This is a genomic window from Sphingomonas sp. CBMAI 2297 (genome assembly GCF_029870595.1).
Lineage (GTDB): Bacteria > Pseudomonadota > Alphaproteobacteria > Sphingomonadales > Sphingomonadaceae > Sphingomonas.
Genome location: NZ_JAPDIR010000010.1, coordinates 124,155 through 149,781 on the forward strand (window position 1 = coordinate 124,155; position 25,627 = coordinate 149,781).

25 protein-coding genes are annotated in these 25,627 nt (G+C 67.8%); 11 read left to right on the forward strand and 14 right to left on the reverse strand.

Translation table 11 applies throughout. The features are described from left to right. Together OMP43_RS15210 and OMP43_RS15215 are read right to left on the reverse strand one after the other, a co-directional pair. The gene (locus OMP43_RS15210; protein WP_280280363.1) at positions 1 to 783 is read right to left on the reverse strand and encodes a SapC family protein; all 783 of its coding nucleotides are present in this window, start codon (positions 781 to 783) and stop codon (positions 1 to 3) included. A gap of 54 nt (positions 784 to 837) precedes the next feature. Further along, entirely contained in the window at positions 838 to 2,286 is a 1,449-nt protein-coding gene (locus OMP43_RS15215; protein WP_280280364.1) for an FAD-binding oxidoreductase, read from the reverse strand. A 74-nt stretch (positions 2,287 to 2,360) separates the two neighbouring features. Here OMP43_RS15215 and OMP43_RS15220 point away from each other — a divergent pair, with 74 nt between their 5' ends. The 5 genes from OMP43_RS15220 to OMP43_RS15240 all read left to right on the forward strand — a co-directional run bounded on the left by OMP43_RS15220 (position 2,361) and on the right by OMP43_RS15240 (position 6,206). Further along, positions 2,361 to 2,828: a hypothetical protein gene (locus OMP43_RS15220; protein WP_280280365.1), complete on the forward strand. Its 468-nt coding sequence runs from the start codon at positions 2,361 to 2,363 to the stop codon at positions 2,826 to 2,828. 90 nt (positions 2,829 to 2,918) lie between these two features. After that, a complete protein-coding gene (locus OMP43_RS15225) occupies positions 2,919 to 4,313 on the forward strand; it encodes a DEAD/DEAH box helicase (RefSeq protein WP_280280366.1) in 1,395 nt (464 codons plus the stop codon). Then, positions 4,310 to 4,825, forward strand: coding sequence for a thioredoxin family protein (locus OMP43_RS15230; protein ID WP_280280367.1), 516 nt, complete (start codon positions 4,310 to 4,312; stop codon positions 4,823 to 4,825). The genes OMP43_RS15225 and OMP43_RS15230 overlap by 4 nt, the downstream gene beginning before the upstream one ends. An 8-nt stretch (positions 4,826 to 4,833) precedes the next feature. Continuing rightward, on the forward strand, positions 4,834 to 5,019 hold the full coding sequence (locus OMP43_RS15235; protein ID WP_280280368.1) for a DUF1289 domain-containing protein: 186 nt from the start codon (positions 4,834 to 4,836) through the stop codon (positions 5,017 to 5,019). Positions 5,020 to 5,261: 242 nt separating this feature from the next. Beyond that, positions 5,262 to 6,206 (forward strand): amidohydrolase family protein, encoded by a 945-nt coding sequence (locus OMP43_RS15240; protein ID WP_280280369.1) that lies wholly within the window; start codon positions 5,262 to 5,264, stop codon positions 6,204 to 6,206. 221 nt (positions 6,207 to 6,427) lie between these two features. On the opposite strand, the gene OMP43_RS15245 is transcribed toward OMP43_RS15240, so the two are convergent. From OMP43_RS15245 to OMP43_RS15255, 3 genes are all read right to left on the reverse strand, one after another. Continuing rightward, entirely contained in the window at positions 6,428 to 7,066 is a 639-nt protein-coding gene (locus OMP43_RS15245) for a glutathione S-transferase family protein (RefSeq protein WP_280280370.1), read from the reverse strand. 62 nt (positions 7,067 to 7,128) lie between these two features. Then, complete coding sequence (locus OMP43_RS15250) at positions 7,129 to 7,974, reverse strand: dienelactone hydrolase family protein (RefSeq protein WP_280280371.1); 846 nt, start codon at positions 7,972 to 7,974, stop codon at positions 7,129 to 7,131. 77 nt (positions 7,975 to 8,051) lie between these two features. Next, positions 8,052 to 8,744: a helix-turn-helix domain-containing protein gene (locus tag OMP43_RS15255; protein WP_167297889.1), complete on the reverse strand. Its 693-nt coding sequence runs from the start codon at positions 8,742 to 8,744 to the stop codon at positions 8,052 to 8,054. A 133-nt stretch (positions 8,745 to 8,877) separates the two neighbouring features. On the opposite strand from OMP43_RS15255, the gene OMP43_RS15260 reads away from it, so the two are divergent. Next, the gene (locus tag OMP43_RS15260) at positions 8,878 to 10,005 is read left to right on the forward strand and encodes an acyl-CoA dehydrogenase family protein (RefSeq protein WP_280280372.1); all 1,128 of its coding nucleotides are present in this window, start codon (positions 8,878 to 8,880) and stop codon (positions 10,003 to 10,005) included. 37 nt (positions 10,006 to 10,042) lie between these two features. After that, positions 10,043 to 10,855: an arylamine N-acetyltransferase gene (locus OMP43_RS15265; protein ID WP_280280373.1), complete on the forward strand. Its 813-nt coding sequence runs from the start codon at positions 10,043 to 10,045 to the stop codon at positions 10,853 to 10,855. A 148-nt stretch (positions 10,856 to 11,003) separates the two neighbouring features. Here OMP43_RS15265 and OMP43_RS15270 read toward each other — a convergent pair whose 3' ends face one another. From OMP43_RS15270 to OMP43_RS15305, 8 genes are all read right to left on the reverse strand, one after another. Next, the gene (locus tag OMP43_RS15270) at positions 11,004 to 11,690 is read right to left on the reverse strand and encodes a DUF1013 domain-containing protein (RefSeq protein WP_280280374.1); all 687 of its coding nucleotides are present in this window, start codon (positions 11,688 to 11,690) and stop codon (positions 11,004 to 11,006) included. A 514-nt stretch (positions 11,691 to 12,204) separates the two neighbouring features. Further along, on the reverse strand, positions 12,205 to 13,227 hold the full coding sequence (locus OMP43_RS15275; RefSeq protein ID WP_280280375.1) for a glycosyltransferase family 1 protein: 1,023 nt from the start codon (positions 13,225 to 13,227) through the stop codon (positions 12,205 to 12,207). A 20-nt stretch (positions 13,228 to 13,247) separates the two neighbouring features. Then, entirely contained in the window at positions 13,248 to 14,126 is an 879-nt protein-coding gene (locus tag OMP43_RS15280) for a UDP-2,3-diacylglucosamine diphosphatase (RefSeq protein WP_280280376.1), read from the reverse strand. A 143-nt stretch (positions 14,127 to 14,269) separates the two neighbouring features. Further along, positions 14,270 to 14,890, reverse strand: coding sequence for a glutathione S-transferase family protein (locus OMP43_RS15285; protein WP_280280377.1), 621 nt, complete (start codon positions 14,888 to 14,890; stop codon positions 14,270 to 14,272). Between the two features lie 91 nt (positions 14,891 to 14,981). Beyond that, entirely contained in the window at positions 14,982 to 15,572 is a 591-nt protein-coding gene (locus tag OMP43_RS15290; RefSeq protein ID WP_280280378.1) for a hypothetical protein, read from the reverse strand. Between the two features lie 26 nt (positions 15,573 to 15,598). Continuing rightward, positions 15,599 to 17,320, reverse strand: a complete 1,722-nt coding sequence (locus tag OMP43_RS15295; protein ID WP_280280379.1) for a flotillin domain-containing protein — start codon at positions 17,318 to 17,320, stop codon at positions 15,599 to 15,601. Positions 17,321 to 17,356: 36 nt separating this feature from the next. Continuing rightward, positions 17,357 to 17,980 carry a YqiJ family protein gene (locus OMP43_RS15300; RefSeq protein WP_280280380.1) on the reverse strand — a complete coding sequence of 208 codons (624 nt, stop codon included), beginning with the start codon at positions 17,978 to 17,980 and terminating at the stop codon, positions 17,357 to 17,359. 94 nt (positions 17,981 to 18,074) lie between these two features. Continuing rightward, complete coding sequence (locus OMP43_RS15305; protein WP_280280381.1) at positions 18,075 to 19,073, reverse strand: NAD(P)H-quinone oxidoreductase; 999 nt, start codon at positions 19,071 to 19,073, stop codon at positions 18,075 to 18,077. A 78-nt stretch (positions 19,074 to 19,151) separates the two neighbouring features. Here OMP43_RS15305 and OMP43_RS15310 point away from each other — a divergent pair, with 78 nt between their 5' ends. Both OMP43_RS15310 and clpA read left to right on the forward strand, forming a co-directional pair. Further along, entirely contained in the window at positions 19,152 to 19,349 is a 198-nt protein-coding gene (locus OMP43_RS15310) for a DUF1192 domain-containing protein (RefSeq protein WP_280280382.1), read from the forward strand. A 140-nt stretch (positions 19,350 to 19,489) separates the two neighbouring features. Then, complete coding sequence (clpA, locus tag OMP43_RS15315) at positions 19,490 to 21,814, forward strand: ATP-dependent Clp protease ATP-binding subunit ClpA (RefSeq protein ID WP_280280383.1); 2,325 nt, start codon at positions 19,490 to 19,492, stop codon at positions 21,812 to 21,814. Between the two features lie 218 nt (positions 21,815 to 22,032). On the opposite strand, the gene OMP43_RS15320 is transcribed toward clpA, so the two are convergent. Continuing rightward, on the reverse strand, positions 22,033 to 22,338 hold the full coding sequence (locus OMP43_RS15320; protein WP_280280384.1) for a UrcA family protein: 306 nt from the start codon (positions 22,336 to 22,338) through the stop codon (positions 22,033 to 22,035). 275 nt (positions 22,339 to 22,613) lie between these two features. On the opposite strand from OMP43_RS15320, the gene OMP43_RS15325 reads away from it, so the two are divergent. Further along, positions 22,614 to 23,801, forward strand: a complete 1,188-nt coding sequence (locus tag OMP43_RS15325; RefSeq protein ID WP_280280385.1) for a hypothetical protein — start codon at positions 22,614 to 22,616, stop codon at positions 23,799 to 23,801. Positions 23,802 to 23,936: 135 nt separating this feature from the next. Continuing rightward, positions 23,937 to 25,622 carry a diguanylate cyclase gene (locus OMP43_RS15330; protein ID WP_280280386.1) on the forward strand — a complete coding sequence of 562 codons (1,686 nt, stop codon included), beginning with the start codon at positions 23,937 to 23,939 and terminating at the stop codon, positions 25,620 to 25,622. The last annotated feature ends 5 nt before the right edge of the window (positions 25,623 to 25,627 follow it).

A 25,627-nucleotide genomic window follows, 5' to 3' on the forward strand; every position in this document is an offset into this window, starting at 1 on the left:
TCAGGCGTTCGGCTGGACGAGCTGCGGCTCGGGCATCTTGCCCTGGCGCAGCTGGCGGCCGAAGATGTCGCGCATCAGGCCCAGCGAAAAGAGATGCGCGTAGATGAGCGGCAGCATGCCGTTCTGCACGATCTTGCGCAGCTGGTCGCCGCGCATCTCGTTGAGCTTGTTCTCGTCGACCATCATGAAGCCGCGATAGACGAAGGGCTGGGCGGCGCCGTCCGGCTGGATCGTCACTTCGCCGTCGATCAGCAGGTCGAGCTCCTTGAGCTCCTGCATGAACTGGCCGGTGCGGGCGCCGGCCTGCTCGAACTGCTCGTTGAACTGCAGGATGTTCTTGGTCGTGTCGCTCGGCTGGCCGTCGACGAACAGGGCCTCGCCCTCCTCGAACGCGCCGACCGTGTCCGAAGTCGGGTCGAAGCACAGCGACAGCTCGTCGCTGTCCGGGCGCAGGCGCGCCAGCAGGTACGGATAGCGGCGGATATAGGCCGGGACGTAGAAGTTCGTCTCGTTGAGCGCGCCGTCCTCGTCGAAGAAGGTGTTGACCCCCTCGTTCAGGCCCATCAGCGCCAGCGGCACCGGCTCTTCGCCCTGCGAGAAGACGATCGGCATGAAGCGCTGCACCAGCGGGAATTCCTCGACGGTGACCGGCACCGCGTGCTGCTTGGCGAGGAACGGCGCCTTGTCGGCGGCGCGAATCTTGAAATCGGCGTGCTGCTGGCTCGAGAGCGGCTGAAGCTCGTTGTAGAACAGAGGCAGCGACTGCTGCGGGGCGGAAGCCATCCTAAATCTCCTGGGAACTAAAAATGCTGATGTCTGGAATCCCGGGGCGAGGGTCTATGGGGTGTCAGCCTCGGGCGCAAGCGCTACCAGCTTGCCGGGATTCAGGATTCCGCGGGGATCCAGTGCCGATTTGATCGCTTTCAGTACCGCGATACGCGATGGCGGGCTCAAACGCTCCAGTTCGGCGCGCTTCATCTGTCCGATACCATGTTCGGCGGAGATCGATCCGCCCTCGGCCACCACCATGTCGTAGACGAGGCGGCTCACCGCCGGCCCATCGCCGGCGTACCAGGCGTCGCGATCGGCGCCCTGCGGCGCGCGGACGTGGAAATGGACATTGCCGTCGCCCAGATGCCCGAAGGCGGTGGCGCGGGTGCCGGGGAAGCGCCGCTCGGCCTCGGCCGCGGCCGCCAGCATGAAGCGCGGCATCTTGTCGACCGGCACGGAGATGTCGTGCTGCATCGCCGGGCCCAGCGCGCGCTCCGCCTCCGAGATCGAATCGCGGATGTGCCAGAAGGCCTCGACCTGGGCCTCGCTGGTCGAGATCACCGCGTCCTCGGCCAGGCCCGCCTCGAACACGGGCACCAGCAGCCGCTCGAGCAGGGCGGCAGGCGGCTCGGCGCCCGGCTCGGTCGCCACCGATTCGATCAGCACGTGCCAGGCATGCTCGCCGGCCAGCGGCGAGCGGGTGCCGGGAATATGGCTGAGGACATGACCCAGTATCTCGCCCGGGATGATCTCGAAGCTCTCGATCGTGCCGGTGCGCGCCTCCATCAGGCGCAGGATGCGGAGCGCGTCCTCGGGATCGGCGACGCCCACCCAGGCGGCGGCACGCTCGACGATGGCGGGATAGAGGCGCAGCGTCGCGGCGGTGACGATGCCGATCGTGCCTTCCGCGCCGATCAGCAGCTGGGTGAGGTCATAGCCGCGATTGTCCTTCTTGAGCGGCACGAGCCCTTCATGGATCGAGCCGTCGGGCAGCACCGCCTCCACCCCCGCCACGAGGTGGCGCATGTTGCCGAAGCGCAGCACCTGGGTGCCGCCGGCATTGGTGGAGACCAGCCCGCCAATCGTCGCGCTGCCCTTGGCGCCCAGCGTGAGCGGGAAGCGGCGGCCCTGCTCGGCCATGGCGGCGTGGAAATTGGCGAGGATCACCCCGGCCTCGACCACCGCGAGATTGCCGGCCGTGTCGACCGAGCGGATCCGGTTCATCCGTCGGGTGGAGAGGAGCAGCGCCGAGCCGTCCGCCGGCGGCGTCGCGCCGCCGACCATGCCGGTATTGCCGCCCTGGGGCACAATCTTCACGCCCAATTCGCCCGCAAGCCGGACGATCGCGGCGACTTCCTCCGTCGATCCGGGCGAGAGCAGCGCCGGCGCGCTGCCATGGTAGCGGCCGCGCCAGTCCGACTCCCAGGGCTCGATCGCATGGGGATCGGTGGTCACCGTCTTGGGGCCGAAGCGTTCCAGGATGGTATCGACGAGCTGCTGCTGGGCTGGTGTCATGGCATTTTTGGGCTAGCACGACCGGTGTCAGTTCATCCACTGTTCAAACCTTCAACGTACATAACCAACGCGAAATGCCGAATCCGTTCCTGGTCGCATCCAGCCTGCTGCTTCTCGTCGCCGCGCCCGCCGCGGCGCCCGCAGGCGTGCCCGACTGGAAAGCGGTTACCCTGAGCCTTCAGCAAGAGCAGCAGCGCGTGACGATCCAGGTGCCGCGCGTCACCATCACCAGCAGCGCGACCATCATCGTGCGCCGCGCTCCCCATGTGGTCGAGAAGAAGGCGAAGGACTGCGTGAAGGTGCAGGACATCTCCGGCTTCGCGGGCGTGAACACCCAGGACAGCGTCGACCTGGTGCTGCGCGACGGCTCGCTGCTGCGCGCCAAGCTGGGGCGCAAATGCCAGGCGCTCGGCTTCTATAACGGCTTCTACGTGAAGACGAACAAGGACCAGAAGATCTGCGCCGGACGCGATTCGATTCGCACCCGGGCGGGCCGTTCCTGCGATGTGGAGGACTTTAGGGCGCTCGCGCTGGAGCGTTGAGCACCTCCGCGCTTGACTTTCCCCGATAAATCCGCAAGCGCGTGAAGGCTTCGCGCGTGGACCTGCCACGCCGATTTTCCGGAAAATTGCATGAGCTTTGCCGATCTCGGCCTTTCTGACGAACTTCTGCGCGCAGTGACCGATGCGGGCTATACCGAGCCCACACCCATCCAGCGCCAGTCGATTCCCCCCGTGCTGATGGGCAAGGACCTGGTCGGCATCGCCCAGACGGGCACGGGCAAGACCGCCGCCTTCGTGTTGCCGATGATCGACATCCTCGGCGAGGGACGCACCCGCGCGCTGATGCCGCGCTCGCTGATCCTCGAGCCGACGCGCGAACTGGCCGCCCAGGTTGCCGAGAATTTCGAGAAATACGGCACCCACCACAAGCTCTCCATGGCCCTGCTGATCGGCGGCGTGCAGATGGGCGACCAGGTGAAGGCGCTCGAAAAGGGCGTCGACGTGCTGATCGCCACGCCGGGCCGGCTGATGGACCTGTTCGGCCGCGGCAAGATCCTGCTCAACGGCTGCAGCCTGCTCGTGATCGACGAGGCGGACCGGATGCTCGACATGGGGTTCATCCCCGATATCGAGGAAATCTGCACCAAGCTGCCCAAGGAACGGCAGACCCTGCTCTTCTCGGCGACGATGCCGCCGGTGATCAAGAAGCTGGCGGACAAGTTCCTCAACGATCCCAAGCGCGTGGAAGTCGCCCGCCCGGCGACGACCAACACCAACATCACGCAGTTCCTCGTCGAGACCACGACGATGAAGAAGCGCGAGACGCTGCGCGCGCTGCTCGTGGCCGAGAACGTCCAGACCGGCATCATCTTCTGCAATCGCAAGACCACGGTGCGCGAGCTCAACAAGAGCCTGCAGCGCCACGGCATACGCTCCGCCGAGATCCATGGCGACATGGACCAGCCGGCGCGCCTCGCCGAGCTGGAGCGGTTCAAGAAGGGCGATGTGAACATCCTGGTCGCCTCGGACGTCGCCGCGCGCGGGCTCGACATCAAGGGCGTGAGCCACGTCTATAATTTCGACGCGCCCTGGCATCCGGACGATTATGTCCACCGCATCGGCCGCACCGGCCGCGCCGGGGCGACCGGCACCGCCTATACGCTGGTGACCAAGGAAGACGCCGAGAACATCGCCAATATCGAGAAGCTCACCGGCCAGAAGATCGAGCGGGTGAAGCTGCGCGGCGCCCCCGCCCCCTCCGAGGAAGACGAGCGCGCGGAAGCGCCGCGCGACCGCCGGCGCAAGGGCGACGAGGACAAGGCGCGCAAGCCGCGCTCGAAGAAGGAAGAGCCCAGGCGCGAAGAGGCGCGCCGCGAGGAGCCGGTCCGCGAGCCCCGCGCCCGCGACGAGCAGCCGCGCCGCGACCGGGACCGCAACCGCCGCCGCGACGCACGCGACGACGGCCCGGACGAGGGCTGGAACGGCCCGATCCCCGACTTCCTGAACTACACGCTGGCCGAATGATCCGGCGGGCCGGGCTGGCTCTCGCGCTGGCGGCGGCGATGCTGCCCGGCGCGGCGCCGGCCCAGCGCGCGGCACCCCGGCTCGCAGCCCGCACGCTCGACCAGCTGCCCCTTCCCCTGCCCGCGCCCTATGATGCCGGGCGCGACGCGCGCCGCGACATCGACGCGGCGCTCGCCGGCGCGAAGCGATCGGGCAAGCCGCTCCTCCTCGATTTCGGCGCCAACTGGTGCGTCGATTGCCGGGTGCTGGCCGGCGTGCTCGCCCTGCCCGAGATGCGCGGCTGGGTGACGCGCAATTTCGTGCTGGTCCAGATCGACATCGGCATGTTCGATCGCAACCTGGACCTGCCGCGACGCTTCGGCGCGGCCTCGCTCGAAGCGGTGCCGGCGATCCTGGTGATCGATCCGCGCACCGGCAAGGTCCGCAACCGCGACGACATTCTCGGCCTGGGCGACGCCCGGATCATGCAACCCCAGGAAATGGCCGACTGGCTGGCCCGCTGGACGCGATGATCGAATATGTGCCCATCATCGAAAGCCCCTGCGTCAGCATCTGCGTGATGGACGCGGCCACGGGCTGGTGCATCGGCTGCGGCCGCACGCTCGCGGAGATCGCCCGCTGGAGCGAGACCGACCAGGCCGATCGCGACGCGGTTATGGCGGCGCTGCCGGCGCGGATGGAGCAGCTGGAAGGGAAGCCCCGCTAGGGTCCCGGCCCGATAAGCAAATCCCGTCATCCCCGCGCAGGCGGGGATGACGAGGAATGGGTGGCGGGAATGACAGTGGAGAATATGAATCCTCCCGTCGCCGGCACAAAACCACCCACGCGCATCCGCGATTTGTGACGAACGCTCCGCCGGCGGGACGAACCGCATGGACAGCCACGCCCCCAAATTGCGATTCATGAGGCGCGACTCCGGCGCGAGCGGAGCTGTCAGGGAGGATCGTCATGGGTATCGGTCGCAGGGATTTTCTGAAGCTGGGCGGCGCCGGGGCCGCCTATGCCCTGTTGCCCGGCGCGGCGGCCGCGCCCGCGATCGGACGCCCCGTCATCGACGTCCATATGCACGCCTATCCCGCGACGATGCAGCTTCCCGCCCCGGTCACCAATCCGATCTCCGGCTTCAAGAGCCCGATCCGGACCGGCGCCGACCATCTCGCCGCCTGCATCGCCGAGATGAAGAAGCACAATGTCGTCAAGGGCGTGGTGAGCGGCGGCGACGGCGACCGGCTCCAGGCGGCGATCGACTGGCATGATCGCGACCCCGATCGCTTCGTCGCCGGCGCAGGCATCCGCGGCTCGGACGACACGCCGCTGCCGCCGATCGACCTGCTCCGCAAGGCCTTTGCGGACGGCAGGCTCAAGGTGCTGGGCGAAGTGACGTCGCAATATGCCGGGCTGTCGCTCAGCGACCCCAAATACGACCCCTATCTCGCGCTGGCCGAGGAGTTCGACGTGCCCGTCGCGCTCCACACCGGCACCATGCCGGCGGGGACCAGCTTCGATCCCTGCTGCACTTCGGCGCGCGCCCGCTTCGGCAATCCCGAGCTGGTGGAGGAGGCGCTCAATCGCCATCCCAAGCTGCGCCTCAACATCATGCATGGCGGCTGGCCCTATCTCGACGACACGATCGCGATGCTGATGCTCTATCCGAACGTGAACATCGATACCGGCGCGATCGACTGGCTGCTGCCGCGTCCGGCCTTTCACGCCTATCTGCGAACCTTCGTGGACTCGGGCTTCTCCAAGCGCATCATGTTCGGATCGGACCATATGTACTGGCCCGATGCGATCGGCCTCGCGATCGAGGGGATCGAGAGCGCGGCCTTCCTGACCGAGGCGCAGAAGCAGGACATCCTCCACGACAATGCCGTGCGCTTCTACAAGCTGTGAGCGGATAGCGGCGGCCGGGCGGACGGCACATGTACCTCGCCACCCCGGCCTCGAGCCGGGGTCCATGATGGCTCGTGCCCGATGCGAAGGCTTCCAGGCCGGAGCCTCATATTCCTCATCGTCGTCCCCGCCTGCGCGGGGATGACGGGTTTGCCGATCGGGTCATCCCCGACTCGTCTTCCGGTGCCCCCCGGCACAAGGCCGGGGTGCGACAGGGCCGGCTAGGCCGGCGCCTGTGCCGGCTGCAGCTCCGCCGCCAGCGCATCGTCCTTGGCCGAGGCGCGCTGATAGGCCTCGCGCCCGCTCAGCCGGCCGAAATAGTCCAGGAACGCTTCGCGCTTGGGCAGCGTGCCGAACATCGTGCCCCAGCCGACCGCCGAGCCGACATAGATGTCCGCCGCGGTGAAGCGGTCGCCGGCGATATAGGGATGCGCCGAGACGGCCTTTTCCAGCACGTCCACCGCGAGATCGTAATTGCCATAGCCGAACATGCGGCCCTGCTCCGGCCTGGGGACGAACTGGGCGGCATGGTTGGTCACCGCCTGCTCGACCGGGCCGGCGGCGAAGAACAGCCAGCGATAATAATCGGCGCGCTCGCTCGCATCGGGGGCGAGGCCCGCCGCCGGAAAGGCTTCGGCCAGATAGGCGCAGATCGCGGCGCATTCGGTGACGACATGGCCGCCATGGACGATCGCGGGCACTTTCCCCATGGGGTTGATGCCCAGATAATCCTCGCCCTTCATCGTCGTGCCATATTCGACGACCTGCGTCTCATAGGAGGCGCCGGCCTCCTCCAGCGCCCAGCGGACGATGCGCCCGCGCGACTGGGGATGGGTGTAGAAGATCAGGTCGCCTGTCATGATTTCCCTCCGGATCAATCGAACACAACGTGAACAAGTCAATCGATCGCGTCAAGCGCCGTTCAAAGCGCCTTGAACGTGGCGAGCAGGCGCTCCCAGGCGCGATTGGCCTGATCCGCATTATAGACCTGGCTGTCCGGCGGGCACCAGCCGTGCATCGTCCCCTTGTAGACTTCGATCTCGGCCGGCTGGCTGCTGGCGGCGAAGGCGGCCTTGAGCTTGTCCTTGTCCTCCGGCGCGCGGGCATCGTCATTCTCGGCGATGGCGATCAGCCAGTGCGCTTTCATCTGGGGCACCAGCGCGATCAGGCCCTCGGCCGCGAGCCCGCCGCCATGGAAGGTCGCGCCGCCACGGACCCGGGCGGGCACCGCGGCGGCGGTGTACATGACCATCGGGCCGCCCATGCAATAGCCCGTGCTGCCGATGCCGCGCCTGGTGTCGACTTCCTTCTGCCGATCGACCCAGGCGACAAATGCCTTGGCGTCGCGCGTGGTCGCATCGGGCGTGAGCAGCTGGCGCCAGGGGCCGACCTTGGCCCGGAGCGCGTCGTCGAAGCCCTGCCCGGGCGTGACGAAGGGCGCCTTGGTGGAGCGGTAGAACTGGTTGACGGTGAGCACCGCATAGCCCGACTGGGCGAGCCGGTCCGCCATCTGGCGAAAGGCGGGCCGCAACCCGAAAATGTCCGGCCACACGATCACGGCGGGATGCCTGCCGGTGGCGGGCGCGACGAAATAGGCGTCGCAGGCGCCGTCCGGCGTGGCGATGACGACATCGCGTCCCGCGATCTCGGCCGCATCGGCCGGGGCCGGCAGCAGCACCGCGACGCCGGCGGCAGCGGCGCCAGCGCCGAATTCGCGGCGTGTCAGCAGGAAACGCGCATTGTCGGCGGCGGTCAGCTCGTCACACATGGGATCCCTCCACGGTCTCGGATGGCGCCCGGCATGCCGAGTCGCGGCGGCAAGGCTACACGCCCCGCCCGCTTCCGTCATGCGGCGAGGCGATCCTGCCGGGCATGGCGGGCAAAGGGACTGAGGCCGAGCCAGCGCTGCATCTGCGCCGCGATGCCGGGGGCACCGGTGAGCAGCAGCGTCTCGCGATCGAGCGCGTCGCGCACCGTCTCATACCCCATCCAGATCGCCGTCATCGTGCGCAGGTCCGAAGAGACGAACAGGTCGACTTCATGGCCGGGATCGATCGAGCAGAGGTCGACGCCCGATTGCGGATCGACCACCAGCCAGTAGCGGCGGCGCGGCTCGGGCTGTTCGGGGAAGCGGAACTGGATCACGTTGCGCCGGGGCGGCAGCGGCGTGGGATCGAGATGGCGGCGCATGTCCCACATCAGCAGCTGCGCATCGAGATGCTGGAGCGAGAGTTCATACGCCACCCAGCGCTGGCCCCAGATGCCGAACGCCTCGACCACCGGCTCCAGCTCGCGCCCGGCTTCGGTCAGGCGATAGTCGGTGCCACCCTCCTCGCGCGCGACGATGCCCGCGCATTCGAGCTCCTTGAGCCGCTGCGAGAGCAAGGCGGGCGACATGCGCGGCACGCCGCGGCGCAGGTCGTTGAACCGCGTCGATCCCGCGAACAGCTCGCGCAGCAGCACCACCGTCCAGCGCGTGCACAATATCTCCGCGGCCATCGCGACCGGGCAGAATTGCTTGTAGCTCCCTTGCGTCATCCCCAATCCTTCATGATCGTGCATCCATGGTAGTTCAGACTCTGTACCGGGCAAGTTCAGTTTCTGAACTGGAGCATGGCCCGGCGGATGGCCGATTGGTGGCACGACCAATCGACCGGAAGGGGGAATGACGATGGAAGGCAAGCTTGCGGGGCGGGACTGGATCGCCGAGGCCCGGGCGATCGCCACGGAGATCGCGGCGCATGCCGATCGCCACGATGCCGAGGAGAGCTTCGTGGCGGAAGGCTATGCGCGGCTGAAGGAAGCGGGCTTCTTCAAGGCGCTGGTGCCCGAGCCGCTGGGCGGTGGCGGCGCCGATTTCGCCGATGTCTGCGGGGCGATCCGGGTGCTGGGCGCGGCATGCGGCGCGACCGCGCTAGCCTTTTCGATGCACACCCATCTGGTCGCCGCCGCGGCGTGGCGCCTGAAGCACCAGGACGCGCCGACCGAGGGCCTGCTCCGCCGGGTGGCGGCCGAGGAACTGATCCTCGTCTCGAGCGGCGGATCGGACTGGCTGGAGAGCGCCGGCACCGCCGAGAAGGTGGAAGGCGGCTTCCGCATCACCGCGCGCAAGCCCTTCTCCAGCGGCTGCGAACTGGGCGACCTGCTGATGACCAGCGCCGTGTACGACGATCCCGAGGCGGGGCCGACCGTCCTCCATTTCGGCGTGCCGCTGCGCGCGGAGGGCGTGACGATCGCCGATGCCTGGCACGTGCTCGGCATGCGCGGCACCGGCTCGCACGACCTGATGCTCGACAGGCTGTTCGTCGCCGACGCGGCGATCGCCGGGCGGCGGCCCCAGGGCAAGTGGCACATGCTGTTCCATGTGATCAGCATGATCGCCTTCGCCGCGATCTATTCCGCCTATATGGGCGTGGCGGACGGCGCCCGGCGGCGCGCGCTGGAAATCGCGCGCACCCGCCGGCCCGACTCCCATCTGCTCCAGCGCATCGGCGAGATGGAGAATGCCCATGCCGCGGCGGACATGGCGATGCGCGAGATGATCGCGATCGCGGCCGGCGGCGCGCCGGGGCCGGCCACGACCAGCCGCGCGATGACGTGCCGCACCCTGCTCGGCGACGCGGCGATCGGGACGGTGAGCCGGGCGATGGACGTCGCCGGGGGCGCGGGCTTCTATCGCAAGGCGGGGCTGGAACGTGCCTTTCGCGACGTGCAGGGTGCCCGCTTCCACCCGTTGCAGCGCGAGCCGCAGCACGCACTCGCCGCCCGGGTCGCGCTGGGGCTCGACATCGACGGCTGAGCCCGGCATGCGTCGCCCACGCACAAAGGGACGGCGCATGGATCTCCAGGCCTATTTCGCGCGGATCGGGCATGACGGGCCGCTGGCCCCCGACCGCGCGACGCTGACCGCCTTGATGGGCGCGCATCTCGCCGCCTTCCCCTTCGAGAATCTCGACGTGCAGCTGGGGCGCCCGGTCTCGATCGAGCCGGACGCGATCTTCGACAAGCTGGTCGTCCGGCGGCGGGGCGGCTGGTGCTTCGAGCAGAACGGGCTGTTCGGGCGAGTGCTCGAAGCGCTGGGCTTCGAGGTGCGCCGCATCTCGGGGGGCGTGATGCGCCAGGTGCATGGCGAAGCGGCGATGGGCAATCATCTGGCGCTGGTGGTGACGCTGGAGGACCGACCCTGGCTGGTCGATGTCGGTTTTGGCGGCATGCAGGCGGCGCCGCTGCCGCTGGCGCCGGGCAGCGCGCGCCATCCGCCCTATGACGTGGCGCTGCGCCAGGTCGATGGCTGGTGGCGCTTCGAGGAACGGTATGGCGAAGGCGATCCCTTCAGCTACGACTTCCAGGACGCGCCCGCCGACGAGGCGCTGCTCGCGCGGCGGTGCGGCGAGTTGCAGCGCCAGCCCGAATCGCCGTTCGTCCAGAATCTCGTCGTCCTGCAGCGGCGCGGCGATCGCCACACGACGCTGCGCGGGCGCGTGCTGACCGAGCGGGGCCCCGCGGGCGAGACGCATATGCTGCTTCCCGATGCCGAAGCGCTGGTCGAGCAGCTCGAACGATGCTTCGGATTGCAGCTGCCGGAGGCGGCGGGGCTGTGGGACGGCGTCCGCGCCCGCCACGCCGCGCTGTTCCCGGACGAAGCCTAGGCCTTTCCGGCGGCCCGCCCGCCGAGCCAGCGTCAGGACATCGGCGCGCATACGCGAATCCCCCCGAATAGCATTCGAGGGGAAGCGGCACGCCCCGGGCGGGCGGATCGGCGAGCGCCGGCCCCGCCTCGGCGGGGCCGGCCGCGCCTTAGTTGTTGTTGCGGAACAGCGTCTCGGCCGTGTGCTCGACCGGAGCGGCCGGAGCATCCTCGCCGGCGGCCTCGGCATCGCGGGTCGCGGCCTGGCGCTCGGCGCGGAGCTGCTCGATCAGCGCCTCGCGGTCGCCCTCCAGGCGGGTATCGACCTGCGCCTCGATGCCGGCGGCCTTGGCGGCCTTGGCGACGATCGCATCGAGCTCGCGCTGCGAGGTGAGGCCCAGCGTCACCGGGTCCTTCGGCACGATGTTGGCGATGTTCCAGTGGCTGCGGTCGCGGATCGCGGCGATCGTGGTCCGGGTGGTGCCGATCAGCTTGCCGATCGCGCCGTCCGAGATCTCGGGATGGTTGCGCAGGATCCAGGCGATGCCGTCCGGCTTGTCCTGGCGCTTCGAGACCGGCGTGTAGCGCGGTCCCTTGGTGCGGCGGACCTGCTCGGGGCCCTTCAGCATCTTGAGGACGTAGTTCGGATCCTTCTGGCCCTTCTCGATCTCGTCCATCGTCAGCTCGTGCGCGCGGACCGGATCGCGGCCGGTGAGCTTGGTCGCGGCGGTATCGTCGGCGATCGCCTGGACCTCGAGGATGTGCAGACCGCAGAACTCGGCGATCTGGTCGAACGAGAGCGACGTGTTGTCGACCAGCCAGGAAGCGGTCGCATGGGGCATCAGCGGCTGGGCCACTTACAGTCTCCAGAAATAGAAGAGGCCGCCCATCACGGGCGGCCTGTAACGGGCCTGACTTAATGCGATGCCGCGCGAAGAGCAAGGAAAAGGGGGAGGTAACCAGCGGCAATTACCGTCGCCCCGGCGAAAACCCGGATCCCGGTTCCAGCCTTCGCCTTCGCCCGAATTCGCCGGGATGACCATCCTGACTGGAGTCACGCCCCGATCGGCAAACCCCGTCATCCCCGCGCCCCTTCCTCGTCATCCCCGCGCCGGCGGGGATCCAGGGCCAGGGGCAAGGCGCGCAAGGCTCGCCTTGCCGTTTCCGGCAAGCCTCCGCGCGATTGCTTCGATCGTCCCCGACTAGCCTGGATCCCCGCCGGCGCGATGATGACGGCTATTGGGCACGCCTTGTCCCAAGGGGATAGACGCCAGCTCGTTTCAGCATGGCGGAAAAAGAGAGAGGCTTCGACATTCAATTCCTTCCCTCGCCACCGGGAATGAAAGGGGCGGAGCCGAATGCCGATCCGTCCTAGGCCGCGACCCGCTCGCCGTGCATCGGGTGCAGCGCGTTGAGGAACTGGCGGGCGCTCGCTTCCCAGGTGAAGGTCCTGCCATAGGCGGCGCACGCCGCGCGGTCGCGGGTCAGCGCCTCGCCGATGGCCCTGGTGAGATCGGCATCCATCGCGCCGGTCTCCGGCGTGAGCACGTCGATCGGCCCGGTGACCGGATAGCCGGCGACCGGCACGCCGCAGGCCAGCGCCTCGATCATCACCAGCCCGAACGTGTCGGTCTTGCTCGGAAAGACGAACACGTCCGCCGCCGAATAGGCCGAGGCCAGCTCGGCGCCGAACATCGGGCCGAGGAACCTCGCCTCGGGAAAGCGGGCCTTGAGCGAAGCGCGTGCCGGCCCGTCGCCCACCACCACCTTGGTGCCCGGGTGCGTCGTCCTGAGGAACGCCTCGAGATTCTTCTCGATCGCGACGCGGCCGACATAGAGCTGCACCGGCCCCTCAAGGTCCCGCATCGCCGGATGCGGATCGAGGCCGGGACGGAAATTGGCGAGGTCCACGCCCCGGCCCCAATGCTTCACATGGGAAAGGCCGTGATCGGTGAGCGACTGGCGGATCGACGGCGTGGAGGCAAGGATCGCCTGGCTCGGCGCGTGGAACCACTTGATGTAGCGCCAGATCCATTCGGCCGGCACGCCCGAGCGCGCCGACACATAGTCCGGAAACTGGGTGTGATAGGCTGTGGTGAAGGGCATTTCGTGACGGATGCACCAGCGCCGCGCGGCGACGCACAGCGGCCCTTCGGTGGCGAGATGGATCGCGGCGGGCCCGAACTCCTCGAGCATTGCCCCGACGCTGGCGACGCGGGCGAGCGCGAGGCGGATCTCCGGATAGGTGGGGCATGGCAGCGAGTAGAAGAGATCGGGCGAGATCACCTCGACCAGATGGCCCTGTTTCTCGAGCACCCGGCGCACCGATTGCAGCGTGCGCACGACTCCATTCACCTGGGGCTCCCAGGCGTCGGTCACGATAGCTATCCGCACAGGCCCGACCTCCGTTGCCGTCACGCAGCCGCCAGTCTGACCCCGGATGCTGCCTCGCTCTCGCGTTTCGCCATCTCTTCGGCCCAATGGAGAATTTCCATGGTACCGTCGTAATGCTCAACGAGCGCGGTGCAACCCTCCACCCAATCGCCGTCATTATAGTAGGCGACGCCTTCGATGTTGCGCATCTCGGCAGTGTGGATGTGTCCGGCGATCACGCCGTCGACTCCCCGCGCACCGGCTTCGTGCGCGACGATCTCTTCGAATTTCGAAATGAACTCGACTGCGTTCTTCACCTTGGCCTTGGCGTATTTGCTCAGCGACCAATAGGGCATGTCGAGCCAGCGCCGGACGCGGTTGACCAGCCGGTTGAGGCCCATCATCGCCTCATAGGCGGCGTCGCCCAGATGCGCGAGCCAGCGGTGCGACATGGTGATCGCGTCGAATTCGTCGCCGTGCAGCACGAGCAGGCGGCGGCCATCGGCGGTGGTATGGATCGCCTGGCGGCGGATATGCACCCCGCCGAAGTTCAGCCCCGAGAACTGCCGGAACATCTCGTCGTGATTGCCCGGGATATAGACGATCTCGGTGCCGCGCTTCGCCCGCTTCAGGAACCGCCAGACGATGTCGTTGTGCGAATCGGGCCAGTAGAAGCGCTTCTTGAGCGCCCAGCCGTCGATGATGTCGCCGACCAGATACATCACGTCGCAATCGACATGGTCGAGAAAGTCGATCAGCATCTCGGCATTGCAGCCTCGCGTGCCGAGATGGATGTCCGAGATCCAGACCGTGCGATAGCGCTTGCGCTCGGTGATCGCCTTTTCGGGGATCGACGGAGTCGATGCGTGGAAATCCGCGACATGCTGCGCGTCGAACGGAAGTCTGGTGATCGTGGCCATTCAACCAGCCCTGCAAATGCCCTTGCCTGGCCCGGCTAAATGGCCGCGGAATATTACAATTGGAATCGTTTCGACTTCACGGGGATGTCACAGAAATCTGCATAATCGATCGCTTACGCTCTACGAATCGGGCACCCCATAATTCAGGCGGTGATCGGAATGTGCCGCGGCAGCGCCGCCATCCGATCGAGCCAGGCCCGCAGCGCGGGATAGGGCTGGAGGCTGAATCCGCCCGTCTCGGCAACATGGGTATAGGCGTAGAGCGCGATGTCGGCGAGCGTCGGCCGGTCGGCCACGAACCAGTCGCGCTTCGCCAGATGCTCGTCCATCAGCGCGAGCGCCGCCTCGCCGGCGGCCCGCTTCGCCGGCAGCATCGCCCGTTGCGCGTCGCTCAGATTGTCGAGGCCGATCCAGACGGTCCAGAAGCGCAACGTCGCGACATTGGGCTCGTGATTATATTGTTCCCAGAACAGCCAGCGCAGCATGTCCGCGCGCTCGAACCGGTCGTGCGGGATCAGGTCGCTGCCATCGGCCAGGTAGAAGCAGGCGGCGTTGCTCTCGGGCAGGAAATCGTCGGCACCGATCTGGAGCACGGGGATGCGGCCATTGGCATTGACCCGGCCCAGGAATTCGGGGGTGCGCGTCTCGCCCTTCACGATATCATATTCGCGCCGCGCGAGCGGCAGCCCCAGATGCGCGGCGGTCAGGCGGATCTTGTAGCAATTGCCCGAAGCGGCATATTCGTGAAGCACCAGCGCAGCCATGATTTCCTCCCTAGATCAGCCGGTTCTTCGGACCGGGCGGCGCGCGGCGTCCAATAAAATGCGCCGGGCAAAACATAAGCAAGGCTTATGATCAAATATAGCCGTTCTCCGCCCGCCAGCGCACCGTGCGGCGATGCCAGAGCCATAGCGCCAGCCCGACCCCCGCGACGAACAGCCAGCCCCAGACATGGCTCCACCAGGGCACCCCGCTCGACGCGCGCAGATCACGGCCATTGGCCTTGTCCAGCGCCGCATGGCCGACCTCGTTGAGCGGCGCGGCGACCACGCCCCAGTCCGAGCGGAAGAACAGCACATGGCCATATTCGACATTGTACCAGAAGGGCATGCCGAGAAAGGTCGTCTCGCGCACCGAATAGCCGAACCTGGGCGCGCTCATATTGGCATGGGAGGGCACGGGCGCTTCCAAACCGTAGCTGGCGCGCTTGATCGCGACATATTGCTCGGCCTTGCTCGGCACGCGCTGGATATGGACGCCATAGGCATCGATCGCCGAGATCATCTCGCCCAGCTCGGGCGGCACCTTCACTTCGGCCAGATCGTCCACGACCGGGCGGTTCGCCGCCACCCAATAGCGATCCGACAGCAGCAGCGCGCCGGCCAGCACGAGCAGCAGCACGGCACAGAGCAGCTTGAGCGCCGGATCCTTCCGCAGGAAATGCATGCGTCCCCTCCCCCAAGGCGACGCGCTCAGCTGCCCGAGCGCGCCTTTCGCGACGCGGCGCCGGACGATCCCGCCGGCGCGTCGTCATCATCGCCATCGTCCGCCGGCGCCGCGGCGACGCCCTTGACGCCCGTTTCCGCAGCGCCCGCGACGAGCCCGTCGAGCGTGCCGCCATCGAAGCCCAGCTCGCGCATCAGCCCGTCGATCACCGGCGCCTGGGCGCGGTAGCGCAGCGCCGCCGCCACCGCCGAATTGGCGAGGTTGCGATCGCCGTCCCCGCCGCTCTCCGCGACACCGGCCGCGCCGCCGCGCCCGGTGATGCCGTCGACCTGGACGATCTTGATCGAATCGATCGCCTCGAGCGGCTTGGAGGCTTCGCGGATCACTTCCGGCAGCACCTTGAGCAGCGCCAGCTTGGTCTGGAGCGACATGTTGTCGGAAGAGAGCAGGTTCGCCGCCTCGTTGATCGCGCGCTGGCCCGCGGCCTCGACTTCGAAGCGGACGCGGTCGGCCTCGGCCTTGAGCTTGGCGGCCTCCGCCTCGCCCTCGGCCTGGAGCCGCGCCGCTTCGGCGCGGTCGGCCGCCGCCTGCTTCTCGGCATCGGCCTGGACCTTGATGCCGATCGCGGCGCGCTCGGCCTCGCGGGCGGCGTCGATCAGCTCGATGCGCTTCTGGCGCTCGGCGACCTCGGCCTCGCGCGCGGTGCCGACGCGCTCCTCGGCGATCACCGCCTTGGCGCGCGCCTCGTCGGCGATCGCCCGGGCCTGGCTCTCCTCGCGGCTCTTGTTCTGCACCGCGATCTGCTGCTCCTGCCGGGCGAGCTCGAGTGCCTGCTCCTGCGCGATCTTGGCCTGCTGCACCGCGCGATCGGCTTCGATCTGCTGGCTGTCGACCAGCTTCTTGGCTTCGATCTTCGCCTGTTCGGCCTCCTGCTGGCGCAGCGACTGCTCGCGCGCGACTTCCGCGGCCTGCACCGCACGGCGCATCTCCACCTCGCGCTCCTGCTCGAGCCGGGCGAACTCGGTGTCGCGGCCGATCAGGAAGGACTGGCGCTGCGCCTCGAGATTCTTGGTCTCGATCTGCACGCGCGTGTCCTGCTCGATGTCGTTGCGCGCCTTCTTGCGCAGCTCGATCTGCTCGGTCAGCTTGGTCAGGCCCTCGGCGTCGAAGGCATTGTTGGCGTTGAAATGCTCGATCGAGGTCTGGTCGAGGCCGGTGAGCGACACCGATTCCAGCTCCAGCCCGTTCATCGCCAGATCGACCGAGGAAACCTGCTGCACCTTCTGGACGAACTCGGCGCGCTGCTCATGGAGCTGCGCCATCGTCATGCCCGCGGCGACCGAGCGCAGCGCGTCGACGAACTTGCCCTCGACCAGCTCCTTGAGCGCATCGGGGTGCATGGTGCGCATGCCGAGCGTCTGCGCCGCGGTGGCGATCGCCTGGGCATCGGGGCGGACGCGGACATAGAATTCGGCCTTAACGTCGATGCGCAGGCGATCGAGCGTGATCAGCGCGTCCATGTTCTTGCGCTCCACGGCGAGGCGGACCGTGTTCATGTTGACCGGCATCGTCTCGTGGAAGACCGGCAGCACCAGCGCGCCGCCGTTGATCACCACCTTCTCGCCCCCAAAGCCCGTCCGGACGAAGCCGATCTCCTTCGAGGCGCGCTTGTAGAGGCGGGCCAGCATGAGGCCGATGACCAGGAACAGGAGCAGCCCGACGCCGGCATATACGAAATAGGGGATCATCGACGAAGCTCCTTGGGGCACGATCGCATTCATGGGTCACCCATCCAGTCGGGGGAGGTAGAAGTCGCCGCGCGAGATCGCGCGGAAGCATTCGCCTTCGCGGCGGACGAGCAGCACCTGCTCGCCCTCCTGGAAGACCTGGCCGGCGCCGTCGGGCTCGACCATGACATAATGGACCTGGCCGTGATGGTCCTGCGCGCGGGCGCGGGCGGGCGAGCCCTGGCTGGCGCGCCCGGTGACAATCTGCGCCGTGGTGCCGATCAGCACCTCGAGCGGCACCGCCGTCGTATGGTCGCGCGGCAGGATCGGCGCCAGCAGCCGGGCGGCTAGCCCGGTGACCGGCAGCGCGGCGACGCCCACCAGCGGCACCGCGGCGAACATCGGCAGCGGGGCGCCGGTCCAGTCGCGCAGCAGCTGCTGGAGCATGAGCCCGCCGACCCCGAACACCGCCAGGAAGATGACGATCAGCATCAGCAGCGGCAGCCGTCCGATGCCGAGCCAGGACAGAAAGTCGAAATGGAGATCGCCATGGACGTCGGCATGCAGGTCCGCGTCCACGTCATGCCCGAAGCCGATCACCTGCACGAGGCCGATGAGCAGCATCAGCAATACCGCGACGACGAACGCGAAATTCCCTTCGGCAAGAAGGAACGCAAGCACCCTGGACACCCCCGATTCGAGGATGGAATCTAGATGCCGATCGATCGTTCCACTAGCGAAATCGGAATCTTTTCAGCCGGCTGGGGGCCGGTGCTCAGTCGATCGTCAGCACGATCTTGCCGACATGCTCGCCCGATTCCATGCGGGCATGCGCCGCCGGCGCCTCGGCGAGCGGGAACACCTTGTCGATCACCGGCTTCAGCCTGCCCTCCGTCACGAACGGCCAGACCGTGCGGTGCAGCTCGTCGGCGAGGAGCGCCTTGAACTCGAGCGGGCGCGGGCGCAGCGTCGATCCGGTCAGCGTCAGCCGCTTGCGCATGATCTCGAAGATCGGGATCGTCGCCTGCATGCCGCCCTGCACGGCGATCGACACATGCCGCCCCTCTTCCGCCAGGCACTGGAGGTTGCGCGGCACATAGTCGCCGCCGACCATGTCGAGCACGATGTCGACGCCCCTGCCCGCCGTGATCTCCATCACCCGGGCGACGAAATCCTCGGCCTTGTAGTCGATCGCGTGATCGGCGCCGATCCGCCGCGCGGCCTCGCACTTGGCCGCCGATCCCGCGGTGACGATGATCGTCAGCCCGAACAGGTTGGCGAGGTGGATCGCCATGGTGCCGATGCCGCTGGTGCCGCCATGGACGAGGATCCACTCGCCCTCCGTCGCATAGGCGCGCTCGAAGACATTGCTCCACACGGTGAACAGCGTCTCCGGCATCGCCGCCGCCTCGACCATCGACAGCGCGGGCGGCACGGGCAGGCACTGGCCCTGCGGCGCCACCGCATATTCGGCATAGGCGCCGCCGGCGATCAGCGCGCAGACGCGCTGGCCCAGCAGCTCGCGCGGCACGTCCTCGCCCACCGCGGCGACGGTGCCGGCGATCTCCATGCCAAGGATCGAGGGCGCGCCGGGCGGCGGCGGATACAGGCCCTTGCGCTGCATCACCTCGGGCCGGTTCACGCCCGCCGCAGCGACCTTGACCAGCAGCTCGCCGCGCCCCGGCCGCGGCACCGGGCGCGACACGGGCACCAGCACCTCGGGCCCGCCCGGCGCCTCGGGGTCGATTGCCAGCATCGTTTCCGGAAGACCCATCGGCTCGTCGCTTTCGAACGCAGAAGAAACCCGGGGTCTTATTGACATCGGTCCGGCCCCGGTCAACGCTGGGCCATCATGGACGCCGACGAAAATCTTCCGCGTCGCAAGGACGACCTCGTCGCCCAGCTCGCGAAGCAGGACCTCGATCCCCTTTCGGTTGAGGAGCTTAACGAGCGTATCGCGCTGCTCGAGGCCGAGATCGCCCGAAGTCGGAACAAAATTTCATTTGCCATTAACCACCGCGCAAGCGCGGACGCTCTATTTAAGAAATGAGCGTGACGGCACCGGAGATGGGGCGAAACGCCAATCCGCTCCGGTGCGGGGCCGCTGCGCTTGATGCCGGGCCCATGCCTCCCGACATAGGGGGAGACAGGGGCCGCGAATCCTTTCCGGCCCACAGGAGTTGTACCTGAATGCCTAGCTTCGCCTCCGCCCTGGAATCGACCCTTCACAAGGCGCTCGAAGCCGCGAGCTCGCGGCGCCACGAATATGCCACGCTGGAGCACCTCCTCCTCGCGCTCGTCGACGACGAGCATGCGAGCAAGGTGATGAGCGCGTGCGGCGTGGACCTGGGCGAACTCAAGAATACCGTGGCGCACTATCTCGACACCGAGCTCGAGGCGCTCAAGGTCGACCAGGCGACCGATCCGTCGCCGACCAGCGGCTTCCAGCGCGTCGTCCAGCGCGCGATCCTGCACGTCCAGTCCTCGGGCCGCGACGAAGTGACCGGCGCCAACGTGCTCGTCGCCCTGTTCAGCGAGCGCGAGAGCTATGCCGTCTATTTCCTGCAGCAGCAGGATATGAGCCGCCTCGACGCGGTAAGCTACATCTCGCACGGCGTCGGCAAGGGCGGCACCGGCAGCACCGAGGCGCCCACGCCGAAGGGCGCCGCCGACGAGGACAAGGCCGCCAAGCAGGAGACCAAGTCCGGCAAGGGCGAGAGCGCGCTCAAGCAGTTCACCGTCGACCTCAACGAAAAGGCCAAGGCCGGCAAGGTCGATCCGCTGATCGGGCGCGCCGCCGAGGTGGACCGCACCGTGCAGATCCTCTGCCGCCGCTCGAAGAACAATCCGCTCTATGTGGGCGATCCCGGCGTGGGCAAGACGGCCATTGCCGAGGGCCTCGCGCGCAAGATCGTCGAGGGCGAGGTGCCCGAAGTGCTCAAGGAAGCGGTGATCTACTCGCTCGACATGGGCGCGCTGCTCGCCGGCACCCGCTATCGCGGCGATTTCGAGGAGCGGCTGAAGCAGGTCGTCACCGAGCTGGAGAAGCTGCCGCACGCGGTGCTGTTCATCGACGAGATCCACACCGTGATCGGCGCGGGCGCGACCAGCGGCGGCGCGATGGACGCGTCGAACCTGCTCAAGCCGGCGCTGTCGGGCGGCTCGATCCGCTGCATCGGCTCGACCACCTACAAGGAGTTCCGCAACCATTTCGAGAAGGACCGGGCACTCCTCCGCCGCTTCCAGAAGATCGACGTGAACGAGCCGACGGTCGAGGACACGATCAAGATCCTCGCCGGCCTGCGCACCGCGTTCGAGGAGCATCACCACGTCAAATACACGCCGGACGCGATCAAGTCGGCGGTGGAGCTGAGCGCGCGCTACATCAACGACCGCAAGCTGCCCGACAAGGCGATCGACGTGATCGACGAAGTCGGCGCGATGCAGATGCTGGTGCCGCCGTCCAAGCGCAAGAAGACGATCACGCCCAAGGAGATCGAGGCCGTGATCGCCACCATGGCGCGCATCCCGCCGAAGAGCGTGTCGACCGACGACACCAAGACGCTGGCCAACCTGGAGACCGACCTGAAGCGAGTCGTGTTCGGCCAGGACAAGGCGATCGAGGTGCTCAGCTCGGCGATCAAGCTCAGCCGCGCGGGCCTGCGCGATCCCGACAAGCCGATCGGCAACTATCTGTTCTCGGGCCCGACCGGCGTCGGCAAGACCGAGGTGGCGAAGCAGCTCGCCGAGCTGCTCGGCATCCCGCTCCAGCGCTTCGACATGTCGGAATACATGGAGCGGCACAGCGTCTCGCGCCTGATCGGCGCCCCTCCGGGCTATGTCGGCTATGATCAGGGCGGCCTGCTCACCGACGCGGTCGACCAGCAGCCGCATTCGGTGCTGCTGCTCGACGAGATCGAGAAGGCGCATCCGGACCTGTTCAACATCCTCCTGCAGGTGATGGACAATGGCAAGCTGACCGACCACCACGGCAAGACGGTGGACTTCCGCAACGTGATCCTGATCATGACCACCAATGCGGGCGCTTCCGACATGACCCGGGAGTCGATCGGCTTCGGCGAGATCAGCCGCGACGACGTGCAGGAAGAAGCGGTGAAGAAGCTCTTCACCCCGGAATTCCGCAACCGCCTCGATGCGATCGTGCCGTTCGACTATCTGCCGACCGCGGTGGTCAGCCGGGTGGTGGACAAGTTCATCCTCCAGCTCGAGCTGCAGCTGGCCGATCGCGGCGTCCACATCCAGCTCGACGAGCCGGCCAAGGCGTGGCTCACCGAGAAGGGCTATGACAAGCTCTATGGCGCGCGCCCGATGAGCCGCCTGATCCAGGAGAAGATCAAGCAGCCGCTGGCCGAGGAGCTGCTGTTCGGCAAGCTGGTCCATGGCGGCGAGGTGAATGTGAAGCTGAAGGACGGCGCATTGACCTTCCAGGTCACGCCGGCCGCGCCCAAGCCGAAAAAGGGCAAGAGGGCCGAGGCCGCCAAGGCCTCCAAATAAGGGCTTCGGCCGCTGAGAGACGATGCGGGCCGGGGGGCGACTCCCGGCCCGCTTTGCTTGCCCGGCCCCTTGGCGGCCCCGCCCCTCCGCCACAGCCATTGCGCCCGGCGTCGCCGATGCCCGGGTTGGATGGAGCCCAGACGAGTCCTTGAAACCGCGCCCGTCATCCCCGCCTGAGCGGGGACGACGCTGGAGAATATGCGTCCCCAACCCGGGGATCAGCGCTCGCGGCTCGCGACTTCGACGCCGCGATTGGCGAGCGCGATGGCGCGGTCGACCTGCGGGCGCGCGGTCTCCGCCGCGACCCTGTGGCAGGCGCGGACGCCAGGGTTGTGCAGCAGCAAGCCGGCGGAACGATGGTCGCCACAGACACGGACCACGGCGCGGTTCACGCGGCGGTGCAGCGCCTGGCGGCCCTCGGCGGTGGTGAGATCGCCGGCCCGGTACGAAACCTGCACGCTGTTCTGGGCAAACGCCGGCACGGCCGGAACCGCGAGCGCGGCGGCAATGAGAATGATCTTCATGACAAGCTCCTGCGCGAGTTGGCCTTCCACCCGCTCCCCGCGGCCGGTCTCTCGCCGGCTCGGGCGCGCCCTGGTCGCGCGATGCGTAAGCCGCATGATCGGACGATTACGTCGCGCGGTCTTTGCCGTGACGATCGCGATGCGCCACGCGCCTGGCCTTCGCCCATGGCGCATGTGTTATATTTGAATAATACACCCGTTGTATTTTCGTGTCGTTGCCGTAAGGAAGGCACGCGTTTCGGGTCGCAGCCATGGTCTTGCCAGGGAGAATCCGAATGCGATCGATGAATTGGAAAATCGCGGGCGCCGGCGCCGCGCTGGCGGGCACGCTCGCCGCCGGCCTGGTCGTTGCGCAGACGGGCAACGATACCGCCCCCGAAGCACGATATGTGATGGACGTCGGCACCACCGCCGGCATGATGGGCCAGGGCGACGGCCGCGAGATGACGCTGCGCCTCGGCTCGCGCCTGCCCGCCACCGGCGGCGCGCCCAAGGCCGATCATTTCCTGCCCGAGGGCATGCGCATGGGCGCATCGGTGCCGCTCGTCTCGCCCGCGCCGGGCACGCGCGACGAGGACAAATCCGCCTATGACAAGCTCATGCGGCCCAAGGGGCGGCTGCTGATCTATTGGGGTTGCGGCGCGCATGCCGGGCCGGGCCAGCCGGTGGTCATCGATTTCGCCAGGCTCGGCAAGGGCCAGGCCCCGCCGGAGCTGTTCAGCGCGAGCATCCCCGCCGAGGCGGTGCCCCGGCCGGGCACCAGCCGAACCTATGGCGACTGGCCGAACGGCAAGACGAACGCGAAGGTGCGCGGCAATTCCTCGCTGCTCGGCCCGCACCGGATCGCCGGCAACTACAGCCCGGAGATCGGCTTCACGCTCGCCCAGGACTTCATGGCCGCGCCGCGCGTGAAGTCCGGCCAGGCGGCCGACGGCTCGATCCCGCTCAACTGGGCGGCGGTTCCCGCCGCGACGGGCTATTATGCCTGGGCGATGGGCTCGGCCGGCGAAGGCAAGGACGACATGGTCTGGTGGGCGTCCTCCGCCACTCGCCAGTTCGGCGGCGACCTGTGGAGCTGGCTCTCCCCGGGCACGGTGAACCGGCTGATCGGCCAGAAGGTGGTGATGCCGCCCAGCCAGACCAGCTGCGCCATTCCCGCCGAAGTGAAGAAGGCCGCGGGCCAGATGATGATGGGCTTCCTCTATGCCTATGGACCGGAGGCCAATTTCGCCTTCCCGGAGCGGCCCAGGGATCCGAAGATCGCCTGGCGCCCGAAATGGACCGCCAAGGTTCGCTACCGGGCGTTGGGCAATTTCATGGCCGGCATGCCCGACATGGCCGATGCGATGCGCGGCCAGATGGCGGACGAGCCGGAAGAGCGGCCCGAGCAGAAGCCCAAGCCCTGCAAGCCCAAGCTGGGCGGACTGCTGAAGCGCGCCGCGGGCATCGGCGACGGCTGCTGAACCGCCGGGGCCAGGGGAGCGGCGCGCATCGCCGCGCCCCTGGCACGGGATAAGTGGCTGAGCGGCTTCATAAAGACGATCCGGTACGCATGTATCTTTACGGGTTGTTTGTCATGTTGGGCGTAGACCCGCGCCATGCTGGCGTTGCGTTTCCTGCGGCTGTCCGTCCTTGTCGGCGCGTTGATCGCGCTGCTGGGCATGGTCGCGCCTGCGCAGGCGCAAGGGATGGTGGGGCAGGCGCTCAATGTCTGCGTGCTGCGCGACACCGGCGGAATGAACCCGGCCGAGCTGATCCGCCACCCCGAGCGCTTCGATTGCAGGACACCGCAATACCGGCTCGGCCCCGGCGATTTCTGGGTGATCTCGCGGGACATCGAGCAGCGCTCCCGCACGACCGATCCGCTCTCGGTGCGCTTCGCCAGTCTCTGGCAGCGGGACCTGGCGCTGCACGCGCTCTATGCCGATGGGCGGATGACGACCCAGCGCACCGACGCCCGCGGCATCACGCCCTGGGTCGAGCTCGGCGCGGTCGCCGAGATGCCGATCGCGCGGCGCGAGGCCAAGGTCGTGCGCCTGCTCTGGCACGTCGAGGGATCGGCGAACATGCGCGGCGTGATGCTGGGGTCACGACTGGTGACCGGCGCCGAGAGCCAGCAGGCCAATATCGCGCTCACCGGGCTCTATGCCGGCTTTGGCGGGCTGTGCCTGGCGCTGTTCGTCTATAATCTCGCGCTGTGGGGCGCGCTGCGCCACCGTTTCCAGCTCTTCTACTGCGTGATGGCGCTGGGGCTGCTCGGCTATGTCTTCTCCTCCTCCGGCGGACTGGCCTGGGCCTTTCCGGACATCGCCAACAATGATCGATTGCGACTCAACTATCTCCTGCTCGGCTTCACCGGCGCGAGCGCGCTGATCTTCGCGCGCAGCTTCTTCGAGGAGCAGGTGTTCTCCGGCTGGGTCGGCCGCTTCGTCTATGTGGTGGCCGGGGCGCTGTTCGGCGTGGGGCTACTCGTCTTCTGCTTCGCGCCGCTCAACGTCCAGATCGTCGATGCCGCCTTCAGCTCCGTCTTCCTGATGCTCGGCGCGGTGGTGGCCCCCATGTTGTGGCGCGCCTGGCGGGTGCGCTCCAACTATCTGTGGCTGTTCGCGATCGGCTGGGGCGCGCCCATCCTCACCTCGATGATGCGGACGCTCGCCAATTTCCACGTCCTCCAATGGAGCTTCTGGCTCGACAATTCGACGCTCCTCTCGATGGCGCTGGAGGCGCTGATGTCGAGCCTCGCCATCGCCTATCGCATCAAGCTGCTGCGCGACGAGCGCGACGACGCGATCGCCAGCGAAGTGATGGCCCGCCGCCTGGCCGACACCGACCCGCTCACCGGGCTGCTCAACCGCCGCGCCTTCCTCGCCCAGGCGATCGGCCGGCCGGGCGAGCAGCTGCTGCTCATCGCCGACATCGATCATTTCAAGCGCGTCAACGAGACGCTGGGGCATGACGGCGGCGACGAGGTGCTGCGCCTGCTCGCCCGCACGCTGCGCCAGAGCGCGCCGCTGGGCGCGCTGGTCGCCCGGCTGGGCGGCGAGGAGTTCGCGATCCTGGCCCCCGCCGATGCCGGGGTGGAACCGGAGCAGCTGCTCGCCCGGCTGCGCACCACGCGCATGCCCTTCGATCTCAAGGTCACGGCCAGCATCGGCGCCTGCACCGGCCCGCTGACCAGCGACATCGACTGGAAGACGCTCTATCGCGGCGCCGACATCGCGCTGTTCGAGGCCAAGTCCGCTGGGCGCGACCGCGCCCGCTCGGCGCATCGCGAAGCCGCCTGACCCGC

Bases quoted from the DNA above. Each gene is read 5' to 3' on its own strand.
- OMP43_RS15210 (WP_280280363.1), bottom strand. From the start codon at position 783: ATGGCTTCCGCCCCGCAGCAGTCGCTGCCTCTGTTCTACAACGAGCTT.
- OMP43_RS15215 (WP_280280364.1), bottom strand. From the start codon at position 2,286: ATGACACCAGCCCAGCAGCAGCTCGTCGATACCATCCTGGAACGCTTC.
- OMP43_RS15220 (WP_280280365.1), top strand. From the start codon at position 2,361: ATGCCGAATCCGTTCCTGGTCGCATCCAGCCTGCTGCTTCTCGTCGCC.
- OMP43_RS15225 (WP_280280366.1), top strand. From the start codon at position 2,919: ATGAGCTTTGCCGATCTCGGCCTTTCTGACGAACTTCTGCGCGCAGTG.
- OMP43_RS15230 (WP_280280367.1), top strand. From the start codon at position 4,310: ATGATCCGGCGGGCCGGGCTGGCTCTCGCGCTGGCGGCGGCGATGCTG.
- OMP43_RS15240 (WP_280280369.1), top strand. From the start codon at position 5,262: ATGGGTATCGGTCGCAGGGATTTTCTGAAGCTGGGCGGCGCCGGGGCC.
- OMP43_RS15245 (WP_280280370.1), bottom strand. From the start codon at position 7,066: ATGACAGGCGACCTGATCTTCTACACCCATCCCCAGTCGCGCGGGCGC.
- OMP43_RS15250 (WP_280280371.1), bottom strand. From the start codon at position 7,974: ATGTGTGACGAGCTGACCGCCGCCGACAATGCGCGTTTCCTGCTGACA.
- OMP43_RS15255 (WP_167297889.1), bottom strand. From the start codon at position 8,744: ATGACGCAAGGGAGCTACAAGCAATTCTGCCCGGTCGCGATGGCCGCG.
- OMP43_RS15260 (WP_280280372.1), top strand. From the start codon at position 8,878: ATGGAAGGCAAGCTTGCGGGGCGGGACTGGATCGCCGAGGCCCGGGCG.
- OMP43_RS15265 (WP_280280373.1), top strand. From the start codon at position 10,043: ATGGATCTCCAGGCCTATTTCGCGCGGATCGGGCATGACGGGCCGCTG.
- OMP43_RS15280 (WP_280280376.1), bottom strand. From the start codon at position 14,126: ATGGCCACGATCACCAGACTTCCGTTCGACGCGCAGCATGTCGCGGAT.
- OMP43_RS15285 (WP_280280377.1), bottom strand. From the start codon at position 14,890: ATGGCTGCGCTGGTGCTTCACGAATATGCCGCTTCGGGCAATTGCTAC.
- OMP43_RS15290 (WP_280280378.1), bottom strand. From the start codon at position 15,572: ATGCATTTCCTGCGGAAGGATCCGGCGCTCAAGCTGCTCTGTGCCGTG.
- OMP43_RS15295 (WP_280280379.1), bottom strand. From the start codon at position 17,320: ATGATCCCCTATTTCGTATATGCCGGCGTCGGGCTGCTCCTGTTCCTG.
- OMP43_RS15305 (WP_280280381.1), bottom strand. From the start codon at position 19,073: ATGGGTCTTCCGGAAACGATGCTGGCAATCGACCCCGAGGCGCCGGGC.
- OMP43_RS15310 (WP_280280382.1), top strand. From the start codon at position 19,152: ATGGACGCCGACGAAAATCTTCCGCGTCGCAAGGACGACCTCGTCGCC.
- clpA (WP_280280383.1), top strand. From the start codon at position 19,490: ATGCCTAGCTTCGCCTCCGCCCTGGAATCGACCCTTCACAAGGCGCTC.
- OMP43_RS15320 (WP_280280384.1), bottom strand. From the start codon at position 22,338: ATGAAGATCATTCTCATTGCCGCCGCGCTCGCGGTTCCGGCCGTGCCG.
- OMP43_RS15325 (WP_280280385.1), top strand. From the start codon at position 22,614: ATGCGATCGATGAATTGGAAAATCGCGGGCGCCGGCGCCGCGCTGGCG.
- OMP43_RS15330 (WP_280280386.1), top strand. From the start codon at position 23,937: ATGCTGGCGTTGCGTTTCCTGCGGCTGTCCGTCCTTGTCGGCGCGTTG.